Here is an 18,258-nt window from a genome sequence, read left to right as displayed (position 1 = left end):
GGCCGGGACCGGCCGCGGAGCAGCCGCACCCCCGATACGCTGGGAGATCATCCGGCCGGCACCGCGCCGCGCCGCCCGTGGCGGCCGCGCATCCGGCCCCGAACCATCCCGGAGCGTTGCAGACCATGAGCGAGCCCGAGTCCGAGTACGTGCTGACGCTGTCCTGCCCCGACGGCCGCGGCATCGTCGCCGCAGTGGCGAACCTGCTCGCCGGGCACGGGTGCACGATCACCGAGAGCCAGCAGTACGGGGACTCCTGCGCGGGCCGCTTCTTCCTGCGCACCCAGTTCGCCGCCGAGTCCGACGGGGGCCGCCCGCCGGTCGGCGCGGACACCTTGCGCGCCGCGTTCGCGCAGATGGCCGCCGGCTTCGGCGCCACCCTCGGCGCCGGCGGGGACGGTGCCGCCTTCGACTGGCAGCTGTGGGACCTCGGCCGCCGGCCGCGGATGCTGGTGATGGTGTCCAAGTTCGGGCACTGCCTCAACGACCTGCTCTACCGCTGGCGCAGCGGTCACCTCGCCGTGGACATCGCCGGGATCGTCTCCAACCACCCCGACCTGGAATTCCTGGCCAGCTCTTACGGGCTGGACTTCCATCACCTGCCGGTCACCCCGGAGACCAAGCGCGACCAGGAGCAGCGGCTGCTGGAGCTGGTCGACGCCGCGGACGTCGACCTCGTCGTCCTCGCCCGGTACATGCAGGTGCTCTCCGAGGACCTGTGCGCCAAGATGTCCGGCCGCATCATCAACATCCACCACTCCTTCCTGCCGAGCTTCAAGGGCGCCCGGCCCTACCACCAGGCGCACGCGCGCGGAGTGAAGCTGGTCGGCGCCACCGCGCACTACGTCACCGCCGACCTGGACGAGGGGCCGATCATCGAGCAGGAGGTCGCCCGGGTGGACCACACGCACCGCCCGGACCAGCTCACCGCGCTCGGCCGCGACCTCGAGGCGGTCGCGCTGGCGCGGGCCGTCAACTGGCACGCCGAGCACCGGATCCTGCTCAACGGCTCCAAGACCGTCGTCTTCCGTTAGGGCGTGCGGGAAAACCCGCCCTGACTCGCTCGTCGGCCGTGCGGCGGATGCACCTCCGGCACCGCCCGCGGTGAACGCCACCCGCCGAACACGCCTCAGGGCCGTGGCGAGCGGGCGCACCGCAATCGCCCTCCGTGCACAGAATTCTCCCCGCCGAAATCCGGAACTCGAGGCCCTCCGCTCCCGGTTGACGCGCTTGCGGCCGGGACAAGGGATGCATACGCAGCAAGGTCCGTCCAGTCTTCCGGGCGGGCCTTGCCGTGTTTGTTGCCAGGGCTCGACGGGGTTTTCCTCGATTAATTACGTCCGGATCCTTGGTGGCGACTCTCTGTGACAGTACGGTGAGAGTGGTTCACGATTCCCGAGGGCGGGCGCGGTGCAGTGCCGCGGCCCGTCCGAAGTCCCGGGTGCAGCCCGGAGGAGCACGGAGCAGAGCCATGGGGGACACCGGAGACCGCTTCGACGAGGCCGCGGGCAAGGCCAAGGAAGCCGCGGGCAAGGTCACGGGGGACGAAGGGCTGGAGCACGAGGGGAAGGCCGACCACGCCAAGGCCGAGGCCAAGAAGAAGGCCAAGGAGGCGGGGGACAAGGTGCGCGGGGCCGCCGAGTCGGTGAAGGACGCCTTCAAGCGCTGACCCCGGTGCGGACCAGTATCGCGGACAAGCGCTGATCAGCGGCGTCCGCCCGGACCGGCGCGGAGTAGTGCGGCAGTGCCGCACGTCCGCGCCGTACCGCGCAGCGCCGGACCGGGCCGCGGGGGCCGGCCGGCCGCGCGGCGGGCAGGGGACAGGGCAGGGGGAGCAGTGACGGAGACCAAGAGCGAGAGCAAGGGGCAGTCGGCGGTGCCCGGCGCCCGCAGCGACGGGGACACCGGCCGCGGCCGCAGCCGCGACCTCGTCACCGAGCAGGGCCGCACCGAGATCGCCGACCATGTCGTCGCGAAGATCGCGGGCATGGCTGCGCGCGAGGTGAACGGTGTGTACGCCATGGGCGGCGGCGCCGCGCGCGCGTTCGGCGCGGTGCGCGACGCGCTCACCTCCGGTGCCGACTCGGGGACGGCGGCGCGCGGCGTCGCCGTCGAGGTGGGCGAGCGCCAGGCCGCCGTCGACATCGACGTCGTCGTCGAGTACGGGGTGTCCATCCCCGACCTGGCGGCCGCGGTGCGGCGCAACGTCGTCGGCTCGGTGGAGCGGATGACCGGCCTGGAGGCCACCGAGGTCAACATCAGCGTGGACGACATCCACCTGCCCGGCGACGACGACGGCGCCGCGGAGGACAGCGGCGGCGACGCCGCGCAGGGACGGGTGCGCTGACCCGATGCCGGAACCGGACGTGATCGAGACCGCCCAGCGCGTCGCGGGCCGCGTGTCCGCGCTGCCGGACGTGGTCGAGCTGTCCGCCGGCGCCTACGGCACCATCGCCACACTCGGTGCCGGGCTCCGGGTGAAGGGGGTGGCCGTGCGGACCACCGGCATCGAGGTCGGTGTCGTGGTCCGCTACGGCCGCCCGCTGCCCGAGGTGGCCGGCGACGTGCGCCGGACTGCAGCGGAAGCCGCCGGTCCGGACGCCGGCGCGGTGCACGTCTCGGTCGAGGACGTCGTGGCCGGAGTTGCCGACGGCGCGTGAGCGCCGCGGCAGTGAGGAGGAGCGCGATGGAGCGCATTCAGGTGTGGCCCATCGTCGGGCTGGCGTTCGGGTCGCTGCTCGGCGTCGCCGGGGCGTTCGGCGGCTTCGGGGCCTTCCTGCTGGTCCTGCTGCTGGGGGTGGCGGGGTTCCTGGTGGGGCGGGCGATGCAGGGCGACCTTGACCTGGCCGGCCTGTTTACGAGGCGCACGTAGTGGGCGCATCGCCGGCGCCGGCCGAGAGCAGCGCGGCGGGGAGCACCGCCGCGGGGACCGCCGCCACCGGGCAGACCGTCCCGGTCCCGCGCACCCCCGCGGGCCCGCAGCCGCCCCTGGACGCAGCCGAGCGAGGGCGCACCGCCATCCCGGACCGGGTGGTGGCGCGTATCGCCGACCAGGCGGCATCCGAGGTGGACGGCGTCCGCCCGGCCGCGCCGCACGGGCCGAGCGGCCCCCTCGGTCCGCTCAGCGCGGTGCGCCCGGGCCACCGGACCAGCGCGCGGACCACCGGCGGCGGCGTGCACCTCACGCTGGTCCTGGCGGTCGACTACCCCCGGCCGGTGGGCCGCGCCGCAGCGGAGGTGCGCCGCCGCGTCGCCGAACGCGTGCAGCAGACGACGGGGCTCGCGGCCCCGCGGATCGACATCGAGGTGACCGCGCTCGTGCCGGAGGCCCGCGCGCGGTGACCATCTGACCCGGCGCCGCCGGGTGAGCGGGAGGAGGACTCGTTGACGACGGTGGAGGAGGCGGTCGGGCGCCCCGACGCAGCGGCGGCGCGGCGGGCGCGGCGCATCGCCGTGCATACGTTCCGCCCGCGGCGGTCGTGGCCGGCGCTCATCGCCGCGGTGGTGCTCTTCGCGGTCGCCGCACTCGCCGCGGCCGAGGTCATCTCCGGCCTGCTCGGGGCGCCGCTGCGGATCCCGCTGTTCAACGCGGCCGCCGGGCAGGTCGCCGGCGCCCGCTGGTCCGACCCGTCGGTGCGAGTGGCCTCCGTCGTCCTGGCGGTGATCGGGGTCGTGCTGATCGGATCGGCGCTGCTGCCCGGCCGCGGCCACTGGCTGCCGCTGCGCACCGGCGACGCCGACCTGGTCGTGGGGCTGTCGCGGCCGGCGCTGCGGCGCGCGCTCGGCGCAGCTGCGCGCGACGTGGCCGGGGTCCGGGGCGCGCGCGTATCGGTCCGCGGCCGCCGCGTGCTGGTCCGCGTCGACACCGACCTGCGGGAGTCGGCGGCGCTGCGGGACGAGGTGGACGGCGCGGTTGCGGCCCGGCTCGAGGAGCTGGCGCCCCTGCGCGGTATGCGGACCCGCACCCGCGTGCGGTTCTCGACGGTGTGAGCGGAGGCTGGGAGCGATGGCAGCACGGCGCGCGCGCCGGACAGCGCGCGGAAACCGGTGGGGCCTGGCGGTGGTCGGGGCCGTCCTCTTCGCGGGCGGCGCAGCGGCGTCCGCCGCGGGGGCGGGGCTGCTCGGCGGATCGGCGGCCGGTGCCGAGTTGGGGGCGCTGGCCGGCACCGCCCCCGGCTGGCTGCCGTGGGCCGCGGCGGCGGCCGCCGTTCTGATCGCGCTGCTGGCGCTGCGGTGGATCGCCGCCCAGGGCCGCACCGACACGGTCGGCTCGGTGCAGCTGGAGCCCGAGGGCGGAGCGGACAGCGGCGCCGGTCCCGGCACCGGCCGCACCACCCTGACCGCGGGCGCGGCCCAGGAGGCCCTCGAACAGGCCGCCGCCGCCTGCCCGGGGGTGCGCCGCGCCCGGGCCCGCATCACCGAGTCGTCGCGCACCCCCGGCCTGCGCGTCGACGTCACTCTCGACGACGACGCCGACATCGCAGCAGTCTGCGGCACCCTCCGCACCGGTCCGCTGAACGACCTGCGCACGGCCCTGGAGCGGGACCGCCTGCGCACGGTCCTCCGCCTGACCATGGCAGCCCCCGCCGACCAGCCCCGCGTGGCCTGAGCTGGCCGGCCAGCCCGCCCGCTAGCCGGGCAGGAGGGGCGAGGGCGGGCCGGCGTGGGTGGCGGTGAGCCGGTGCAGGGCGCGGGTGCAGGCGATGTAGAGCAGGCCCCGGTCGCCGGGGGAGTAGACGTCGGCGGCGGCCTCGGCGGCGATGACCTCGTCGAACTCCAGGCCCTTGGCCAGGGACACCGGCACCACCACCGCGTCGTTGGAGAGCACGCCGCGGGCGTCGGCCTCGGCAAGGGCGACGCCGTCGCACAGCTGCGCGAGCTGAGCGTGCAGGGCCGCAGCGCGGGCGCGCGATTTGGCGACCACCGCGAGCCGGCCCGAGCGGTGCGCGCGGAACCGGCCGATCTCGGCGGCGATGCCGCGCACCTCCGCCGCCGCATCGGGGTAGGGGCGCACCTCCGGCTCCGGACCGTGCCGGTCCACGGCCTCCACCGCCGCACCCCGGACCTGCCCGGCGAAGCGCATGATCTCCGCCGTGGACCGGTAGCTCCGGTTGAGCTCCATCACCCGCGCACCCGGGAACAGCCCGCCGAGGCGCTCCGCGGTGTAGCCCTCGGTGGCGCCGAGCGCCTGGCCGACGTCGCCGAGGATCGTCATGTCGCACCGGAACAGCCGCTGCAGCACCGCGTACTGGACCGGGGTGTGGTCCTGCATCTCGTCGATCACCAGGTGGCGGATGTGGCCGTACCGCTCCAGGCCGGTGTAGTAGTCCGCGACCAGCAGGAACGGGTAGACGTCGGGCCACTCCAGGGTGGCCGCCGCCGGCGGCCTCCACCGCCCGCGGACCGCCTCGGGGGCGTCGTCCCGGCGGAACAGCGACGCGTACAGCGCCTTTGCGCTCTTCACCGTGAGCATCCGGTTCAGCTCCTTGGCGACCTGGCCCGGCTTCGGGTGGAAGGCCGCCGACGGGTCCTCCAACCGGGCCCGCCCGCACAGGTACTCGGCGATCTCCCGCAGCCGCTTGGTCACCGGGATCGACGGCATCGCGGCGTAGCGCTCGCGCAGCTCCGCGGCCTCCACCCGGAACCACTTGATCCGCAGGTCCTGCGGCTCGAAGCAGTCCCGCACCGCCTCTGCGGCGGCGTGTTCCAGCCACGTGCGGAACTGCGCGGTGGACAGCGCGCGGGCCCGCGCGCGGGCCGCGGGCGGCGCGCCGTCCGGCTCCACCGGGTCCGCCGGCGGGGTGAATCCCATCCGGAGCGGCGCGAGCCGGGTGCGCGCGATGCCCTCCAGGTCGAGCGCCTCGACCGGCTCCTCGCCCAGCTCCGGCAGGACGTCGGAGACGTACTCGGCGAACAGGCCGTTGGGCGAGATGATCGCGGTGTTCTCCGCGCTCAGCGTCGCGCGGCGGCGGAACAGCAGGTAGGCGATCCGGTGCAGGGCGATCGAGGTCTTGCCGGAGCCGGCGACGCCCTGGATGATCAGCGTTGCATCGGACTCGTTGCGGATGATCGCGTTCTGCTCGCGCTGGATCGAGGAGATGATCGAGCGCATGTGCGCGTCGGTGGTCCGGCCGATCTCCTCGAGCAGGATCTCGTCGCGCAGCGCGTCGGCGGTGTCGACCGCGAACCTTAGCCGGCCGCCCTCCACTTTCAGCTGCCGTTTGAGGGTGATCCGGCCGCTGATCGGCCCGGTGGGCGCGGTGTAGGAGGCGGGCCCCGGCTCGGACTCGTAGTACAGCCCGCCGAGCGGTGAGCGCCAGTCGACCACCGCGACGCCCTCGCTGTCCTGGACGGACTGGCGGCCGATGTAGTACTGCCCCCCGGTCGCGCCGCCGCGGGCGGCGTCCTCTTCTCCGCCGCCGTCCGCGGCGAAGTCGAGGCGGCCGAAGTAGGGGGTGGAGCGCACCGCCTCCAGCCGCGCCCGGGCCTGGACGGCGTTGCTGCCCTGCATGTCCGCGTCGATGAGCATGAGCTCGTTCTGGTACAGCTCGTCGGGGTCGATGGAGCCGTGGTTCTCCGCCATGTAGGCCTGCACGCCGCGGAAGTCGGCTTCGTGCGACTCCACGATGGCGGTCAGCCCGGCGATCTTGCGCTCGAGGCGGACGAGGACGGCGGCGAGGCGGGCGGCTTCTTCGGCGTGGACGGCGTCCGCCGCAGCGGCGGGCGCGGAACCCGCGCCGGGATGCGGCGCCGGGGTGCCGGCGGAATCGGCGATCATGCTCCTACTCCTGGTGGATCGTCGCTCAGCGTGGTCGGTCCCCGGCGGGCGGCCAGCACAGCGCAGCGCAGTGCGGGGCAGGGCAGTGCGGGTCAGGGCGGTGCGGCGGCAGAGGAGCGCAGGACGGTGCGCCGGCAGCGCGAGGGACGCGGCGGAACCGGCGGTCTGCGCTCGGGCGGGACCGGGGACAGCGGAGTGTGCGAGCCCGGGCCGGTACGGCACGGGCGCCGAGCGGGAGCGGAGGGCGGCGGGGCGCAGCGGAACAGCGCGGCGGCCGCCTTCGTCACCGTTCGCCCGCGATCGTCGTCCTGAGCCGCTGCGCCGCATCCTGCGGCGGCGGCGCGTCCTGGATTCCCCGGAGGACCGCAGCGGACCTGCACCGGGGATGCGGGCGAAGGGTCAGGTTACCAGCCCCGGCAGAGCGGTCCGGTCGGACGTGGGGCAACCATGACCTGCGCCAGCCCCGGAATGTCCCTGGCCGGGACTACCGTCGGTCCATGAACAGAATGGTGTTCGTGAACCTGCCGGTGTCCGACCTCGACCGCTCGCGCGCGTTCTTCACCGCGCTCGGGTTCACCATCAACGAGGACTTCAGCGACGAGACCGCGGCCTCCGTGGTGATCAGCGAGGAGATCGTCGCCATGCTCCTCACCGAAGAGAAGTTCCGCGGCTTCGCCGGCGTCCCCGCGGCCGACCCGGCGGCCGGGCGGGAGGTCATCGTCGCGCTCTCCTGCTCCTCGCGCGACGAGGTCGACACCCTCGCCGACGCCGCGCTCGCCGCCGGCGCCGGCCGGGCCCGCCCCGCCGAGGACCTGGGCTTCATGTACCAGCGCAGCTTCCTCGACCCCGACGGCCACCTCTGGGAGGTCGCCTACATGGACCTCTCCCAGATGTCCTGACCGCATCCGGGACTGCAGAGGGGTCGTGTCGGCGGCGCGGCCCAGATGGCGTCATCGACCTCGTTCACCGCTGATTGTGCAGAGCACCGCTGTGGCGCTGCACCAGAGCGGCCAGAGCAGTGCTGTGGTTCGCGACTATGGACTGCTGGAGAGTGCGGCGCAGCGGCCTGGCTCCGTTTCGTTCGGTGTGGAGCACTACCCGGGGCTGGTTGAGATAGCCGCCGCGCTGATGCGGTCCCTTGCTCGCAACCGCGTCGGTATCGAGGAAAGCAAGAGGGCTGCCGGGAACTGCTCGGCGACGTTCGTGGACGCGAACGGAGCTCCGCTGGTCGAGCCGATCGATGAGGACAGGGCCGAAGGCTTCGTGCTCGACACGGCCGCGGGAAAGCTTGAGGAGATCGCGGGGATCGCGGCGGAGCTGCGGACGTTCCACTCGTCCCGCTGAGTACCGCTCAGCACTCGATCACGTTGACCGCGAGGCCGCCGCGACTGGTCTCCTTGTACTTGTCGTGCATGTCGCGGCCGGTGTCGCGCATGGTGCGGATGACCTTGTCGAGGCTGACGAAGTGCGAGCCGTCGCCGCGCAGGGCCATGCGGGCGGCGGTGACGGCCTTGACGGAGGCCAGGGCGTTGCGTTCGATGCACGGGACCTGGACGAGGCCGCCGATGGGGTCGCAGGTCAGGCCGAGGTTGTGCTCCATGGCGATCTCGGCGGCGTTCTCCACCTGGGCGGGGGTCGCGCCGAGGGCCTCGGCGAGGCCGGCCGCGGCCATCGAGGAGGCCGAGCCCACCTCGCCCTGGCAGCCGACTTCGGCACCGGAGATCGAGGCGTTCTCCTTGTAGAGGATGCCGATGGCGCCGGCCGTCAGCAGGAAGCGGACGATGCCGTCGTCGTCGGCGCCGCAGAAGTGCAGGAAGTAGTGGAGGACGGCTGGCACGATCCCCGCCGCGCCGTTGGTCGGGGCGGTGACCACCCGCCCGCCCGCGGCGTTCTCCTCGTTGACGGCCAGCGCGTACAGCGAGATCCAGTCGCTGCCGACCATCGGGTCGGGGGACGCGGCCGCCGGCGCGAGCAGGCCGCCGGTGTCGCAGCGTCCGCCGAGCTGCCGGTAGAGCCGGTGCGCCCGGCGCGGCACCGCAAGGCCGCCCGGCAGGGTGCCTTCCGCCAGGACGCCGCGCCGCACGCACTGCCGCATCGCCGCCCAGATCTCCAGCAGCCCGGCCCGGATCTCGGCGTCGGTCCGGCCGAAGGCGCGCTCGTTGGCGGCCGTCACCGCGCTGATCGACATGCCGGTCTCCCGGCAGATCCGGAGCAGTTCGGCCGCCGACGCGAACGGATAGGGCTGCACCGTCGTGTCCGGCGTGATCCGGTCGGCGCCGACCGCTGCCTCGTCCACGACGAAGCCGCCGCCCACCGAGTAGGAGACGGTGGAGCGCACGGTGGAGCCGTCCGCCGCCAGCGCGGTGAACCGCATCCCGTTCGGGTGCCCGGGCAGGCTCTCCTTGCGGCGGAACTCCACATCGCGCCCTGGCGCGAAGGCGACCTCGGTGCCGTCCGGCAGGTCGAGCGCACCGCGCTCGGCGGTGCGCGCGAGCAGCCCGGGCACCGCGTCGGCATCGACGGTCTCCGGCGCCTCGCCGAGCAGTCCGAGCACCACGGCGCGGTCGCTGCCGTGGCCCTTGCCGGTCAGCGCCAGCGATCCGTACAGCGCGCAGACGATCCGGTCGGTGCGCGCCGCATCGCCGGACGCGGCGAGCGCCGCGGCGAACGAGCGGGCCGCCCGCATCGGGCCGACCGTGTGCGAGCTGGACGGGCCGATACCGATCGTGAACAGGTCGAAGACTGAGATGGCCATGTGCCTGCCCTCCTCGTTGAGCACAGGACGCTGGTGGGATGCGGCGGCGGTGGTCCGGCGCAGACGGAAGCGGCCGGGCCGGACACCGCACCCGCCGCGGGATGCGTGCCCGGCCCGGCCGCCGCGCCGGCCCCGGGGCGCACCGCGCCCCGGGGGTGTGCGCCTACAGGCCCGGGTAGAGCGGGTGCTTGCGCGTCAGCGCCTCCACCCGCCCGCGGAGCGCGGCGGCGCCGTAATCCGGCTTGAGCGCCTCGGCGATCACGTCGGCGACCTCGGTGAAGTCGCCGTCGCCGAACCCGCGGGTGGCCAGCGCCGGCGTGCCGATGCGCAGCCCGGAGGTGACCATCGGCGGGCGCGGGTCGTTCGGCACCGCGTTGCGGTTCACGGTGATGCCCACCTCGTGCAGCCGGTCCTCGGCCTCCTGGCCGTTGAGCGGAGACTCGACCAGGTCCACCAGCACCAGGTGCACGTCGGTGCCGCCACTGGCGACCTGCACGCCGGCCTCGCGGGCGTCCGGCGCCGACAGCCGCTCGGCGAGGATGCGCGCGCCGGACACGGTGCGCCGCTGGCGGTCGGCGAAGTCCTCGCTCGCCGCCGCCTTCAGCGCCACCGCCTTGGCCGCGATGACGTGCTCCAGCGGTCCCCCCTGCATGCCGGGGAACACCGCCGAGTTGATCTTCTTGGCGAAGGCCTGGCGGCACAGGATGAGGCCGCCGCGCGGGCCGCCCAGCGTCTTGTGCGTGGTGGTGGTGGTGACGTCGGCATAGGGCACCGGGTTGGGGTGCAGGCCCGCCGCCACCAGGCCGGCGAAGTGCGCCATGTCGACCATCAGCAGGGCGCCCACCGAGTCGGCGATCTCCCGGAACCGGGCGAAGTCGAGCTGGCGCGGGTAGGCCGACCAGCCGGCCACGATCATCGCCGGGCGGTGCTCCTCGGCGAGCCGGGCGACCTCGTCGTAGTCGACCGTGCCGTCGCTCTCCCGCACGTGGTACGGCACCGGGTTGAGCATCTTGCCGGAGTAGTTGATCTTCATGCCGTGCGTCAGGTGCCCGCCGTGCGCCAGGTCGAGCCCGAGGATGGTGTCCCCGTGCTTGAGCAGCGCGAAGTAGACGGCGGTGTTGGCCTGGGCGCCGGAGTGCGGCTGCACGTTGGCGTGGTCGGCCCCGAACAGCTCCTTGGCGCGCTCGATCGCCAGGGTCTCCACCACGTCGACGTACTCGCAGCCGCCGTAGTAGCGGCGGCCGGGGTAGCCCTCGGCGTACTTGTTGGTGAGCACGGTGCCCTGCGCGTCGAGGACCGCGCGGGGCGCGAAGTTCTCCGACGCGATCATCTCCAGCGTGTCGCGCTGGCGGGTGAGCTCGCTGTCCACCGCGACGGCAACCTCGGGGTCGAACTCCGCCAGGGTGCTGTCGAACGGGTTCGCGGATGCACTCATACTCAGCCCTCGCCTTCGGTCAGCCGGGTGTACTCGTCGGCGGTCAGCAGGCCCTCCGGCTCGCCGGATAGCTCCACCTTGAACAGCCAGCCCTGGCCGTAGGGGTCACTGCCGATCACCTCGGGGTCGTCGACGGCGGCGGAGTTGACCTCGACGACCGAGCCGCTGACCGGCGCGTAGAGGTCGCTGACGGACTTGGTGGACTCCACCTCGCCGCAGGTGTCGCCGGCGGTGACCGCGGCGCCCGCCTCCGGCGGCTCGACGAAGACGATGTCGCCCAGGGCCTCGGCGGCGAAGGTGGTGATGCCGACGGTGGCGACGCCTCCGTCGATCGACACCCACTCGTGCTCGTTGGTGTACTTCAGCTCAGCGGGAACGCTCAATTCGACTCTCCAGGAGGGTTCGTACCGGTCTCCGGCGGCCCGGGCGCGGATCCGGCCGCACCCCTGCTCACCTGTGATTGTGCCGGGTGGCGGTGCGCAGTGCACACGCGGGCCGCCTACCGGTCCGCGCGCCGCGACCGAATGCACCGCCCGCACCGCCCGCACCGCCCGCACCGTGCGGGAGGGCGGGCCGGCAGCGCCGCCTACCCCTCGCGCTTGTAGAAGGGCAGGTCGACGACGTCCACTTCCTCGCCGCGTCCGCGGACGTCGACGGTGAACGTGCCGGCGGCAGTGTCCAGCTCCGCGTCGACGTAGGCCATGGCGATCGGACGGCCCAGGGTGGGCGAGGGAGCGCCGCTGGTGGTGGTGCCGACCTGCTCGCCGTCGCGCAGCACCGGCATCCCGGAGCGCAGCGGGCGGCGGCCGCGGCCGGCCAGCCCGATCAGCCGGCGCCCGCCGCCGCGCTCGGCGGCGCGCTCCAGCGCCGCGCGGCCGACGAACGGGCCCTCCTTGTCGAACTTGACGACCCGGCCCTGGCCGGCGTCGAACGGGGTGAGGTCGCGGCTGAGCTCCTGGCCGTACAGCGGCATGCCGGCCTCCATGCGCAGCGTGTCGCGGGCCGACAGGCCGGCCGGGACCAGGCCGTGCTCGGCCCCCTCCGCCAGCAGCGCCCGCCACACGGCGGGGGCGTCGGTGCCGGGCTCGATGAAGAGCTCGAAGCCGTCCTCGCCGGTGTAGCCGGTGCGGGCGAGCAGCACCGGATAGCCGGCGACGGTGTGCCGGTAGCCGGCGTAGTAGCGGATCCCGCCGAGGTCGGCGTCGGTCAGCGGCGCGAGGATCTCGACCGCCTTCGGCCCCTGCAGCGCGATGAGGGCGGTGCCGTCGGAGCGGTCCTCGACGCGGGCGTCGAAGCCGTCGGCGCGCTCGGTGAGCGCGGACAGCACCGCTGCGGCGTTGGCCGCGTTGGCGACCACCAGGTAGTGGTCCTCTTCGAGCCGGTAGACGATGAGGTCGTCGAGGACGCCGCCGTCGGCGTCGGTGATCATCGTGTACCGGGCGCGGCCGGTCTTGACCTTGGAGAGGAAGCCCACCAGCGCGTAGTCGAGCAGCGCGTCGGCCTGCGGGCCGAGGATGTGGATCTCGCCCATGTGCGACAGGTCGAACAGTCCGGCCCGCTCGCGGACGGCAGTGTGCTCGGCCTTCTCGCTGCTGTAGCGGAGCGGCATGGACCAGCCGGCGAAGTCGACGAGCGTTGCCCCGGCTTCTTCGTGGACGGCGTGGAGCGGAGTGCGGCGGAGTTCCGCGGCGGAGTCGCCGACGGCGTTCATGGGGTCTCCTGAGAGGATGGTCGTCGGGTGGAACCGGGCTCGGGCCATCCTCCCCCTCTGTCATCTGTGCCTGAGAGCTTCGCCGCGCAGGGCGCGGCTTGCACCTTCGGCGGGGGCGGCGTCGCCCCTGCTTTCCAGAGTGGTCTCGCCCGGACGGTCCGTGTGCCTGAGAGGTTCTCTGGGGAGGGATTGCTCCTTCGGCGGCCCGCACCGGCTGCGCGGACGCTCTCCCGCACGGGGTCGACGACCGCCCTCACCCTAGCAGCGGCCCTTCCGCCCCTCCAGGCCGACCGCTCGCGCGGAGCGCCGCGCCGACCGGGCACCTGCCGCATACCGCTGGCGGGCCGGAGGCCGGCGCGGGCCGGCCGGGTCAGGCGTCCGTACGCCGGTGCCGGACCCGGCCGGCGCGGATGACGGTGCGTACCGACGCTGCGGGGTCGGCGAGGAGAGCGATGTCGGCGAGGGGGTCGCCGTCGACGACGAGCAGGTCGGCGGCGGCTCCGACGCGGAGCGTGCCGGCCTCGCCCTCCAAGCCCAGCAGCCGCGCCGCGGTCGTCGTGGCGGCGCGCAGGACATCCGCGGCCGGCTGCACTTGGGCGCGGATCGCGAACTCGCCGCTCTGGTGCGACTGCATGCCGCCGAGCAGGTCGCTGCCGTAGACCAGGTTGACGCCCGCTTCGTGCGCCATCCGCAGCGCGTCCAGTCCCCGGGTCAGCACGGTGTCGACCTTGGCCGCGCTCTGCGCGGGAAGCCCGTTGCGCGCGCCCTGCTCGGCCAGTTCCCGGTAGGTGACCAGGGTCGGCACCAGGAAGGCGTCGTTCTCCAGGAGCAGTTCGATGGTGGACTCGTCGATGAGGTTGCCGTGCTCGATGCAGCGCACGCCCAGGCGCAGCCCCCGGTTCACCGCCCGCGCCGTGTAGGCGTGCCCGGTGACGTAGCGGTTGGCGGCCTCGGCCTCCTCCACGACGGCGCGGATCTCGTCCGCGGAGGACTGGGTGGAGTCGATGCGGTCGGTCGGGGAGGCGACACCGCCGGAGAGCATGATCTTGAGGTGGTGGGCGCCGGTCCGCAGCTGCTCGCGCGCCGCCCGGCGGAACTCGTCCGCCCCGTCGCAGACGAGACCCGCGCCCGGGCAGCACGCGTGCGCGTCGGCGCCCTGGCGGCCGCGGGTGCGGAAGTCGCCGTGTCCGCCCGTCTGCGAGAGCGCCTTGCCCCCGAACATCAGCCGCGGGCCGTCGATCAGCCCTTCCTCCACGGCCTGTGCCAGCCCCCAGTCGCCGCCCGCGACATCGCGCACCGTGGTGAAACCGCGGCGCAGCATCGCCGTGAGGGAGCTTGCCGCATAGCTCGCCACGTAGGAGGGCGCATGGTCCATCGCGGCGCCGAGGTCGGCGCTGAACGCGGTCGGATGCACGTGGGCGTCGATGAGCCCCGGCATGAGGGTGGCGCCGGCAAGGTCGACGGTGTCCGGAGCCGGCGCGCCCGGCTCGGGCAGCGGTGCCGCGCCGCTGCCGCGGCCGGCGATGCGGTCGCCCTCCACGATCAGCCACGATCCCGGGCTGCGGGTCCCCGTCTCCGGATCGACGAGTGCTGCATCGGTGTAGAGGGTGCGTGTGGTCATGGGACACCTCCGGTCGAGGGATGGGGCGCCGCCGAAGACGGCACTGATGTGCAATATATGTTGCAGAGAGTCGGTGCGACCCTCCGGGTGGTGGTATCGCTAGTGCGGCGGCGCGGATGCGGGCGGCGCAGGGGGCGATGACGGAGGGGCCATGGCGGACTGGATCGAGACCGCGCTCGCGGGAGGGCGGCTGGGCAGGGCAGCCGAGCGGGTGATCCGGGTACTCCGCGACGAGCCGAGGTTCGCGTCGTATGCCAGCACGGCCGAGCTCGCCGGCCGTGCGGAGGTGAACGTCGCCACGGTGGTCCGCGCGGCGCAGCAGCTGGGCTTCAGCGGATGGCCTTCGCTCCGCGTCGAGCTCCGCGCGCGCTACCTGGCGTCCTTGAGTGCCGGCGAGGTACTGGCCGAGCACGCGGGCGCCGACGGGGATCCGGTGCGCGAAGCCATCCGCTCCGACCGCGCGGGCCTGCGCGTCCTGGACCAGACCGTCGACCCGGACCAGGTGCGCGCCATGGCGGCGGCCATCCACGGGGCCCGCCGGACACTGGTTCTGGGATCGGGCACCTTCGCCGCGCCCGGACTCCAGCTCTCCCATGCAGCCGGGATCATGGGCTACGACGTGGAAACGTGCCCTGTCGGCGGGACTGCCCTGGTCAATCTGCTGTCCCGGATGGGCCCGCGGGACCTGCTCTTCATCTGCGACCTGTGGATGCTGCCGGTCGCGCTGCGCTCCGCGGCCGCCATCGCGGCGGAGCGGGCCGTGCCCCTCGCCCTCCTCGCCGACCGAAGGGACTCGCCGCTGGCCGGTACGGCCGCGCACGTTGTGGTGGTGCCGAGCGAGGGCGCGGGCATGTTCCCGTCGCTGACCCCGGCCATGGCGGTGGTCCACGCGCTGCTCGCCGAGCTCGCCCGGGTGGGCGGGGAGCGCGCGCTGGCCAGCGTCCGGGAGGCCGAGCGCCTCTGGCGGCGCGCAGAGCTCTTCTGATTCGGACCGGGGCCGGCTCCGCTTCCGGCCGGCCGTGGCACTTCCCGGTGATCGACGCCACATTTTATGCAATAAGTGTTGCGTTTCACTGGATCGGACTGCTTGCATCACCTCCATCGGCCCGGCATTCCCCGTTCGGCCCCTCACGAAGGTGCACATGCAGACCACACATCTGATCATCCTCGCCGTATACCTCCTGGTGATGGTGGGTATCGGCCTCTACTGCGCCCGCTCGTCCAAGCTCGCGGGCGGCGACGACTTCCTCTTCGCCGGGCGGAGGCTGTCCACCCCGGTCATGATCGCCACGCTCCTGGTCACCTGGGTGGGATCGGGAACGATCATCGGTGGAGCGAACTTCGCCTACACCTACGGGCCGGCCGCCGGGCTGGTGTTCTTCGCCGGGACACCGCTCGGCATCCTCGTGCTGCTGCTGGCCGCGCGCCGCATCCGCCGGGCCGCCAAGCACACCATCCCGGAGCTGCTTGAGGCCCGGTTCGGCGCCTCGGTGCGCACGGTCGCCGCAGTGGTCACCACACTGGCCTACGTCGGCCTGGTTGCGTCGCAGTTCGTCGGCGGCGGGTACGTCGTCGCGCTGATCACCCCGCTCTCCCCGACCCAGGGAGCACTGCTCATCGCGGCCGTGGTGACCGTGCTGACGGTGACCGGCGGATTGTTCTCGGTCGCCTACACCGACTTCGCTTCGGCGATCGTCATCCTGTTCGCGCTGTTCGTGTCAGTGCCGCTGGTTTTCGCGGCGGTGGACGGCCCCGGCGCGTACTGGGACGGGCTGCCGGAGCAGTCGGCGACGCTGACCGGCGGGCTCAGCGGACTCCAGCTGCTCGGCTACTTCCTGCCGCTGTTCCTGCTCCTGCTGGCCGACCAGAACCTCTACCAGCGCCTCGCCGCGGCCAAAGATGAGCGCAGCGCCCGCAGATCCACCGCCGGCATGCTGGTCTCCAGCTTCTTCGTGTTCATCCCGGTGGTGCTGCTGGCGACGGCCGCATCGGTCCTCATGCCCGGTATCAACGGAGACGAGTCAGTGCTGCGGCTGGCCTCGGAGGGGTATGTCCCGGTCCTCATCGGCGGCCTGCTGCTGGCCGGCGCGGTGGCGTTCGTCATCACGACCGGTTCCTCGTTCATGCTGTCCTCGGCGTCCAACATCGTCTACGACCTGCTGGCGCGGTTCCGCCGCGCGCCGATGGCCGACCGGCAGGCCCTCGTTCTTCAGCGGGCCGCCGTCCTCGGTGTCGCCGTCGTCGCGGTGGTGCTGGGACTGTTCTTCCCCACCGTCCTGGACTTGCAGATGTACTCCTACACCATCTACGGCGCCGCGCTCACGCCGGCCGTGTTCGCGGTGCTGTTCTGGAAGCGGGCGACCACGGCCGGCGCGGTCGCCGCGCTGGTGGTCGGCGCCGCAGCCACGGTCGGCTGGGAGGCGGCGGGCGCCCCGGGCGACGTCAACGGCGTTATCGTGGCCCTCCCAGCGGCGGTGGTGGCCCTGGTCGCCGCGAGCCTGGCCACGCGCGCGCCTGCGCCGCAGGACCTTGAACGGGCAGCTGGGCACGGCGCAGAGGGCTGATCCGCTCCGCTGCCGCTCCGGGACGGGGCGGCAGCGGTCCAGGACCGCGGCCCGCCGCCCCGCCCCGCACGCTGCGTGCGCCGCCTGCGCCTTCGGGTGTCAGGCCTTGCGGCGGGCGCGCACCGACTCGGCGAGGCCGTGCAGCACCTCGACGGTGGAGTCCCAGCCCATGCACTTGTCGGTGATGGACCGGCCGTAGTCGAGCGCCGCGGGGTCGGTCAGCTTCTGCGCGCCCTCCTCGAGGAAGCTCTCCAGCATCACACCGGAGATGCCCTGCTCGCCCGCTGCGACCTGGGCGCCGATCTCGGCGGCGACGCCGGGCTGGCGGCGGTGGTCCTTGCCGGAGTTGGCGTGGCTGGCGTCGATCATCAGCCGGCGCGGCAGTCCGGAGGAGGCGATGGTGTCCAGCGCCGCCCCGACCTGCTCGGGGCCGTGGTTGGGGCCGGTCCGGCCGCCGCGCAGGATCACGTGGCAGTCGGGGTTGCCGGAGGTCACCACCACCGAGCCCGCGCCGGCCGGGTCGACGCCGAAGAAGGTGTGCGACGCCGCGGCCGCGCCGCACGCGTCGACCGCCACCTGGACGTCGCCGTCGGTCCCGTTCTTGAACCCGACCGGCATGCTCAGGCCGGAGCTGAGCTGGCGGTGCACCTGGCTCTCGGTGGTGCGGGCGCCGATCGCCCCCCAGGCGACGGCGTCGGCGATGTACTGCGGCGTGATGGGGTCGAGGAACTCGGTACCGGCGGGCATCCCCAGTTCGGCGATGTCGATCAGCAGGCGGCGCGCGGTGCGCAGGCCGCGGTGCACGTCGTAGCTCTCGTCCAGGCCCGGGTCGTTGATCAGGCCCTTCCAGCCCAGCGTGGTGCGCGGCTTCTCGAAGTAGACCCGCATCACGATGCAGAGGTCGGCGTTGAGCGACGGCGCGAGCTCCTTGAGCCGGCGCGCGTAGTCGAGGGCGGCCTCGGTGTCGTGCACCGAGCACGGGCCGACGATGACGAGCAGCCGGTCGTCGCGGCCCTCCAGCACGTCGGTGACCTCGGTGCGCGCCGAGTCGACCACGCCGGCGGCCGCCGGACCGAGCGGCAGCTCGGTGAGGATGTCCCGGGGAGCGACCAGGGGCTTGTAGCTGACGATCCTGGTGTCGTTGGTGCTCGTCATTCCTGCGCCGCGTCCTCTCCGCGTATACCTCTACCGCCACCTGCACACTAGTGCCCTGCGGCCGGTCCGGACGCCGATTGTGGCGAGGGTCATCGGGCGGCCGCGGAGCGTGCCCGCCGGGCCGGGCGCTCGCGGCGGCGCGAACCGCGGGCCGGGCCGGGGCGGCGGGCGCGCCCGGGGCCCCCCGGGGGCCCGGGCTCCCGGCGCCGCCGGCGGGGGCAGGGGCGCAGGTCCCGGAA

The 18,258-nt window shown here is 73.7% G+C and carries 19 protein-coding genes and 1 riboswitch; of the genes, 12 read left to right on the top strand and 7 right to left on the bottom strand.

Annotated features, from left to right (window positions below):
• The first annotated feature begins 125 nt into the window (after positions 1 to 125).
• From purU to ACYVGT_RS21920, 8 genes are all read left to right on the top strand, one after another.
• The gene (purU, locus tag ACYVGT_RS21955; RefSeq protein WP_460861602.1) at positions 126 to 1,034 is read left to right on the top strand and encodes a formyltetrahydrofolate deformylase; all 909 of its coding nucleotides are present in this window, start codon (positions 126 to 128) and stop codon (positions 1,032 to 1,034) included.
• A gap of 437 nt (positions 1,035 to 1,471) precedes the next feature.
• Entirely contained in the window at positions 1,472 to 1,669 is a 198-nt protein-coding gene (locus tag ACYVGT_RS21950) for a CsbD family protein (RefSeq protein ID WP_460861600.1), read from the top strand.
• 168 nt (positions 1,670 to 1,837) lie between these two features.
• On the top strand, positions 1,838 to 2,347 hold the full coding sequence (locus ACYVGT_RS21945; protein ID WP_460861596.1) for an Asp23/Gls24 family envelope stress response protein: 510 nt from the start codon (positions 1,838 to 1,840) through the stop codon (positions 2,345 to 2,347).
• A gap of 4 nt (positions 2,348 to 2,351) precedes the next feature.
• Positions 2,352 to 2,660, top strand: coding sequence for an Asp23/Gls24 family envelope stress response protein (locus ACYVGT_RS21940; RefSeq protein ID WP_460861591.1), 309 nt, complete (start codon positions 2,352 to 2,354; stop codon positions 2,658 to 2,660).
• 26 nt (positions 2,661 to 2,686) lie between these two features.
• Positions 2,687 to 2,872 carry a hypothetical protein gene (locus ACYVGT_RS21935; protein ID WP_460861701.1) on the top strand — a complete coding sequence of 62 codons (186 nt, stop codon included), beginning with the start codon at positions 2,687 to 2,689 and terminating at the stop codon, positions 2,870 to 2,872.
• On the top strand, positions 2,872 to 3,342 hold the full coding sequence (locus ACYVGT_RS21930; protein WP_460861588.1) for an Asp23/Gls24 family envelope stress response protein: 471 nt from the start codon (positions 2,872 to 2,874) through the stop codon (positions 3,340 to 3,342). The genes ACYVGT_RS21935 and ACYVGT_RS21930 overlap by 1 nt, the downstream gene beginning before the upstream one ends.
• A gap of 42 nt (positions 3,343 to 3,384) precedes the next feature.
• Entirely contained in the window at positions 3,385 to 3,990 is a 606-nt protein-coding gene (locus tag ACYVGT_RS21925) for a DUF6286 domain-containing protein (RefSeq protein ID WP_460861585.1), read from the top strand.
• 16 nt (positions 3,991 to 4,006) lie between these two features.
• Positions 4,007 to 4,609, top strand: a complete 603-nt coding sequence (locus ACYVGT_RS21920; RefSeq protein WP_460861583.1) for an alkaline shock response membrane anchor protein AmaP — start codon at positions 4,007 to 4,009, stop codon at positions 4,607 to 4,609.
• Positions 4,610 to 4,630: 21 nt separating this feature from the next.
• Here the strand turns inward: ACYVGT_RS21920 and ACYVGT_RS21915 are convergent, their stop codons facing one another.
• Positions 4,631 to 6,778, bottom strand: a complete 2,148-nt coding sequence (locus ACYVGT_RS21915; RefSeq protein WP_460861581.1) for a HelD family protein — start codon at positions 6,776 to 6,778, stop codon at positions 4,631 to 4,633.
• Between the two features lie 497 nt (positions 6,779 to 7,275).
• On the opposite strand from ACYVGT_RS21915, the gene ACYVGT_RS21910 reads away from it, so the two are divergent.
• Together ACYVGT_RS21910 and ACYVGT_RS21905 are read left to right on the top strand one after the other, a co-directional pair.
• Entirely contained in the window at positions 7,276 to 7,677 is a 402-nt protein-coding gene (locus ACYVGT_RS21910; RefSeq protein ID WP_460861578.1) for a VOC family protein, read from the top strand.
• 91 nt (positions 7,678 to 7,768) lie between these two features.
• Entirely contained in the window at positions 7,769 to 8,122 is a 354-nt protein-coding gene (locus ACYVGT_RS21905; RefSeq protein WP_460861576.1) for a type II toxin-antitoxin system death-on-curing family toxin, read from the top strand.
• Positions 8,123 to 8,129: 7 nt separating this feature from the next.
• Here the strand turns inward: ACYVGT_RS21905 and ACYVGT_RS21900 are convergent, their stop codons facing one another.
• From ACYVGT_RS21900 to ACYVGT_RS21880, 5 genes are all read right to left on the bottom strand, one after another.
• The gene (locus ACYVGT_RS21900; protein ID WP_460861573.1) at positions 8,130 to 9,533 is read right to left on the bottom strand and encodes an L-serine ammonia-lyase; all 1,404 of its coding nucleotides are present in this window, start codon (positions 9,531 to 9,533) and stop codon (positions 8,130 to 8,132) included.
• Between the two features lie 163 nt (positions 9,534 to 9,696).
• The gene (gene glyA, locus ACYVGT_RS21895; protein ID WP_460861571.1) at positions 9,697 to 10,968 is read right to left on the bottom strand and encodes a serine hydroxymethyltransferase; all 1,272 of its coding nucleotides are present in this window, start codon (positions 10,966 to 10,968) and stop codon (positions 9,697 to 9,699) included.
• A gap of 2 nt (positions 10,969 to 10,970) precedes the next feature.
• Complete coding sequence (gcvH, locus tag ACYVGT_RS21890; RefSeq protein ID WP_460861568.1) at positions 10,971 to 11,351, bottom strand: glycine cleavage system protein GcvH; 381 nt, start codon at positions 11,349 to 11,351, stop codon at positions 10,971 to 10,973.
• Positions 11,352 to 11,554: 203 nt separating this feature from the next.
• The gene (gene gcvT / locus ACYVGT_RS21885; RefSeq protein WP_460861566.1) at positions 11,555 to 12,679 is read right to left on the bottom strand and encodes a glycine cleavage system aminomethyltransferase GcvT; all 1,125 of its coding nucleotides are present in this window, start codon (positions 12,677 to 12,679) and stop codon (positions 11,555 to 11,557) included.
• A 144-nt stretch (positions 12,680 to 12,823) separates the two neighbouring features.
• A riboswitch (glycine riboswitch) is annotated at positions 12,824 to 12,922 on the bottom strand.
• A 127-nt stretch (positions 12,923 to 13,049) separates the two neighbouring features.
• Positions 13,050 to 14,300: a metal-dependent hydrolase family protein gene (locus ACYVGT_RS21880; RefSeq protein ID WP_460861562.1), complete on the bottom strand. Its 1,251-nt coding sequence runs from the start codon at positions 14,298 to 14,300 to the stop codon at positions 13,050 to 13,052.
• A 151-nt stretch (positions 14,301 to 14,451) separates the two neighbouring features.
• Here ACYVGT_RS21880 and ACYVGT_RS21875 point away from each other — a divergent pair, with 151 nt between their 5' ends.
• Together ACYVGT_RS21875 and ACYVGT_RS21870 are read left to right on the top strand one after the other, a co-directional pair.
• Positions 14,452 to 15,285: a MurR/RpiR family transcriptional regulator gene (locus ACYVGT_RS21875; protein WP_460861559.1), complete on the top strand. Its 834-nt coding sequence runs from the start codon at positions 14,452 to 14,454 to the stop codon at positions 15,283 to 15,285.
• 157 nt (positions 15,286 to 15,442) lie between these two features.
• Positions 15,443 to 16,864, top strand: coding sequence for a sodium:solute symporter family protein (locus ACYVGT_RS21870; protein WP_460861558.1), 1,422 nt, complete (start codon positions 15,443 to 15,445; stop codon positions 16,862 to 16,864).
• 99 nt (positions 16,865 to 16,963) lie between these two features.
• Here the strand turns inward: ACYVGT_RS21870 and ACYVGT_RS21865 are convergent, their stop codons facing one another.
• The gene (locus ACYVGT_RS21865; protein ID WP_460861556.1) at positions 16,964 to 18,019 is read right to left on the bottom strand and encodes a 3-deoxy-7-phosphoheptulonate synthase; all 1,056 of its coding nucleotides are present in this window, start codon (positions 18,017 to 18,019) and stop codon (positions 16,964 to 16,966) included.
• Between the last annotated feature and the right edge of the window lie 239 nt (positions 18,020 to 18,258).

This window comes from Nocardiopsis coralliicola (genome assembly GCF_054779695.1).
This window is presented reverse-complemented; position numbering and strand designations above follow the sequence as displayed.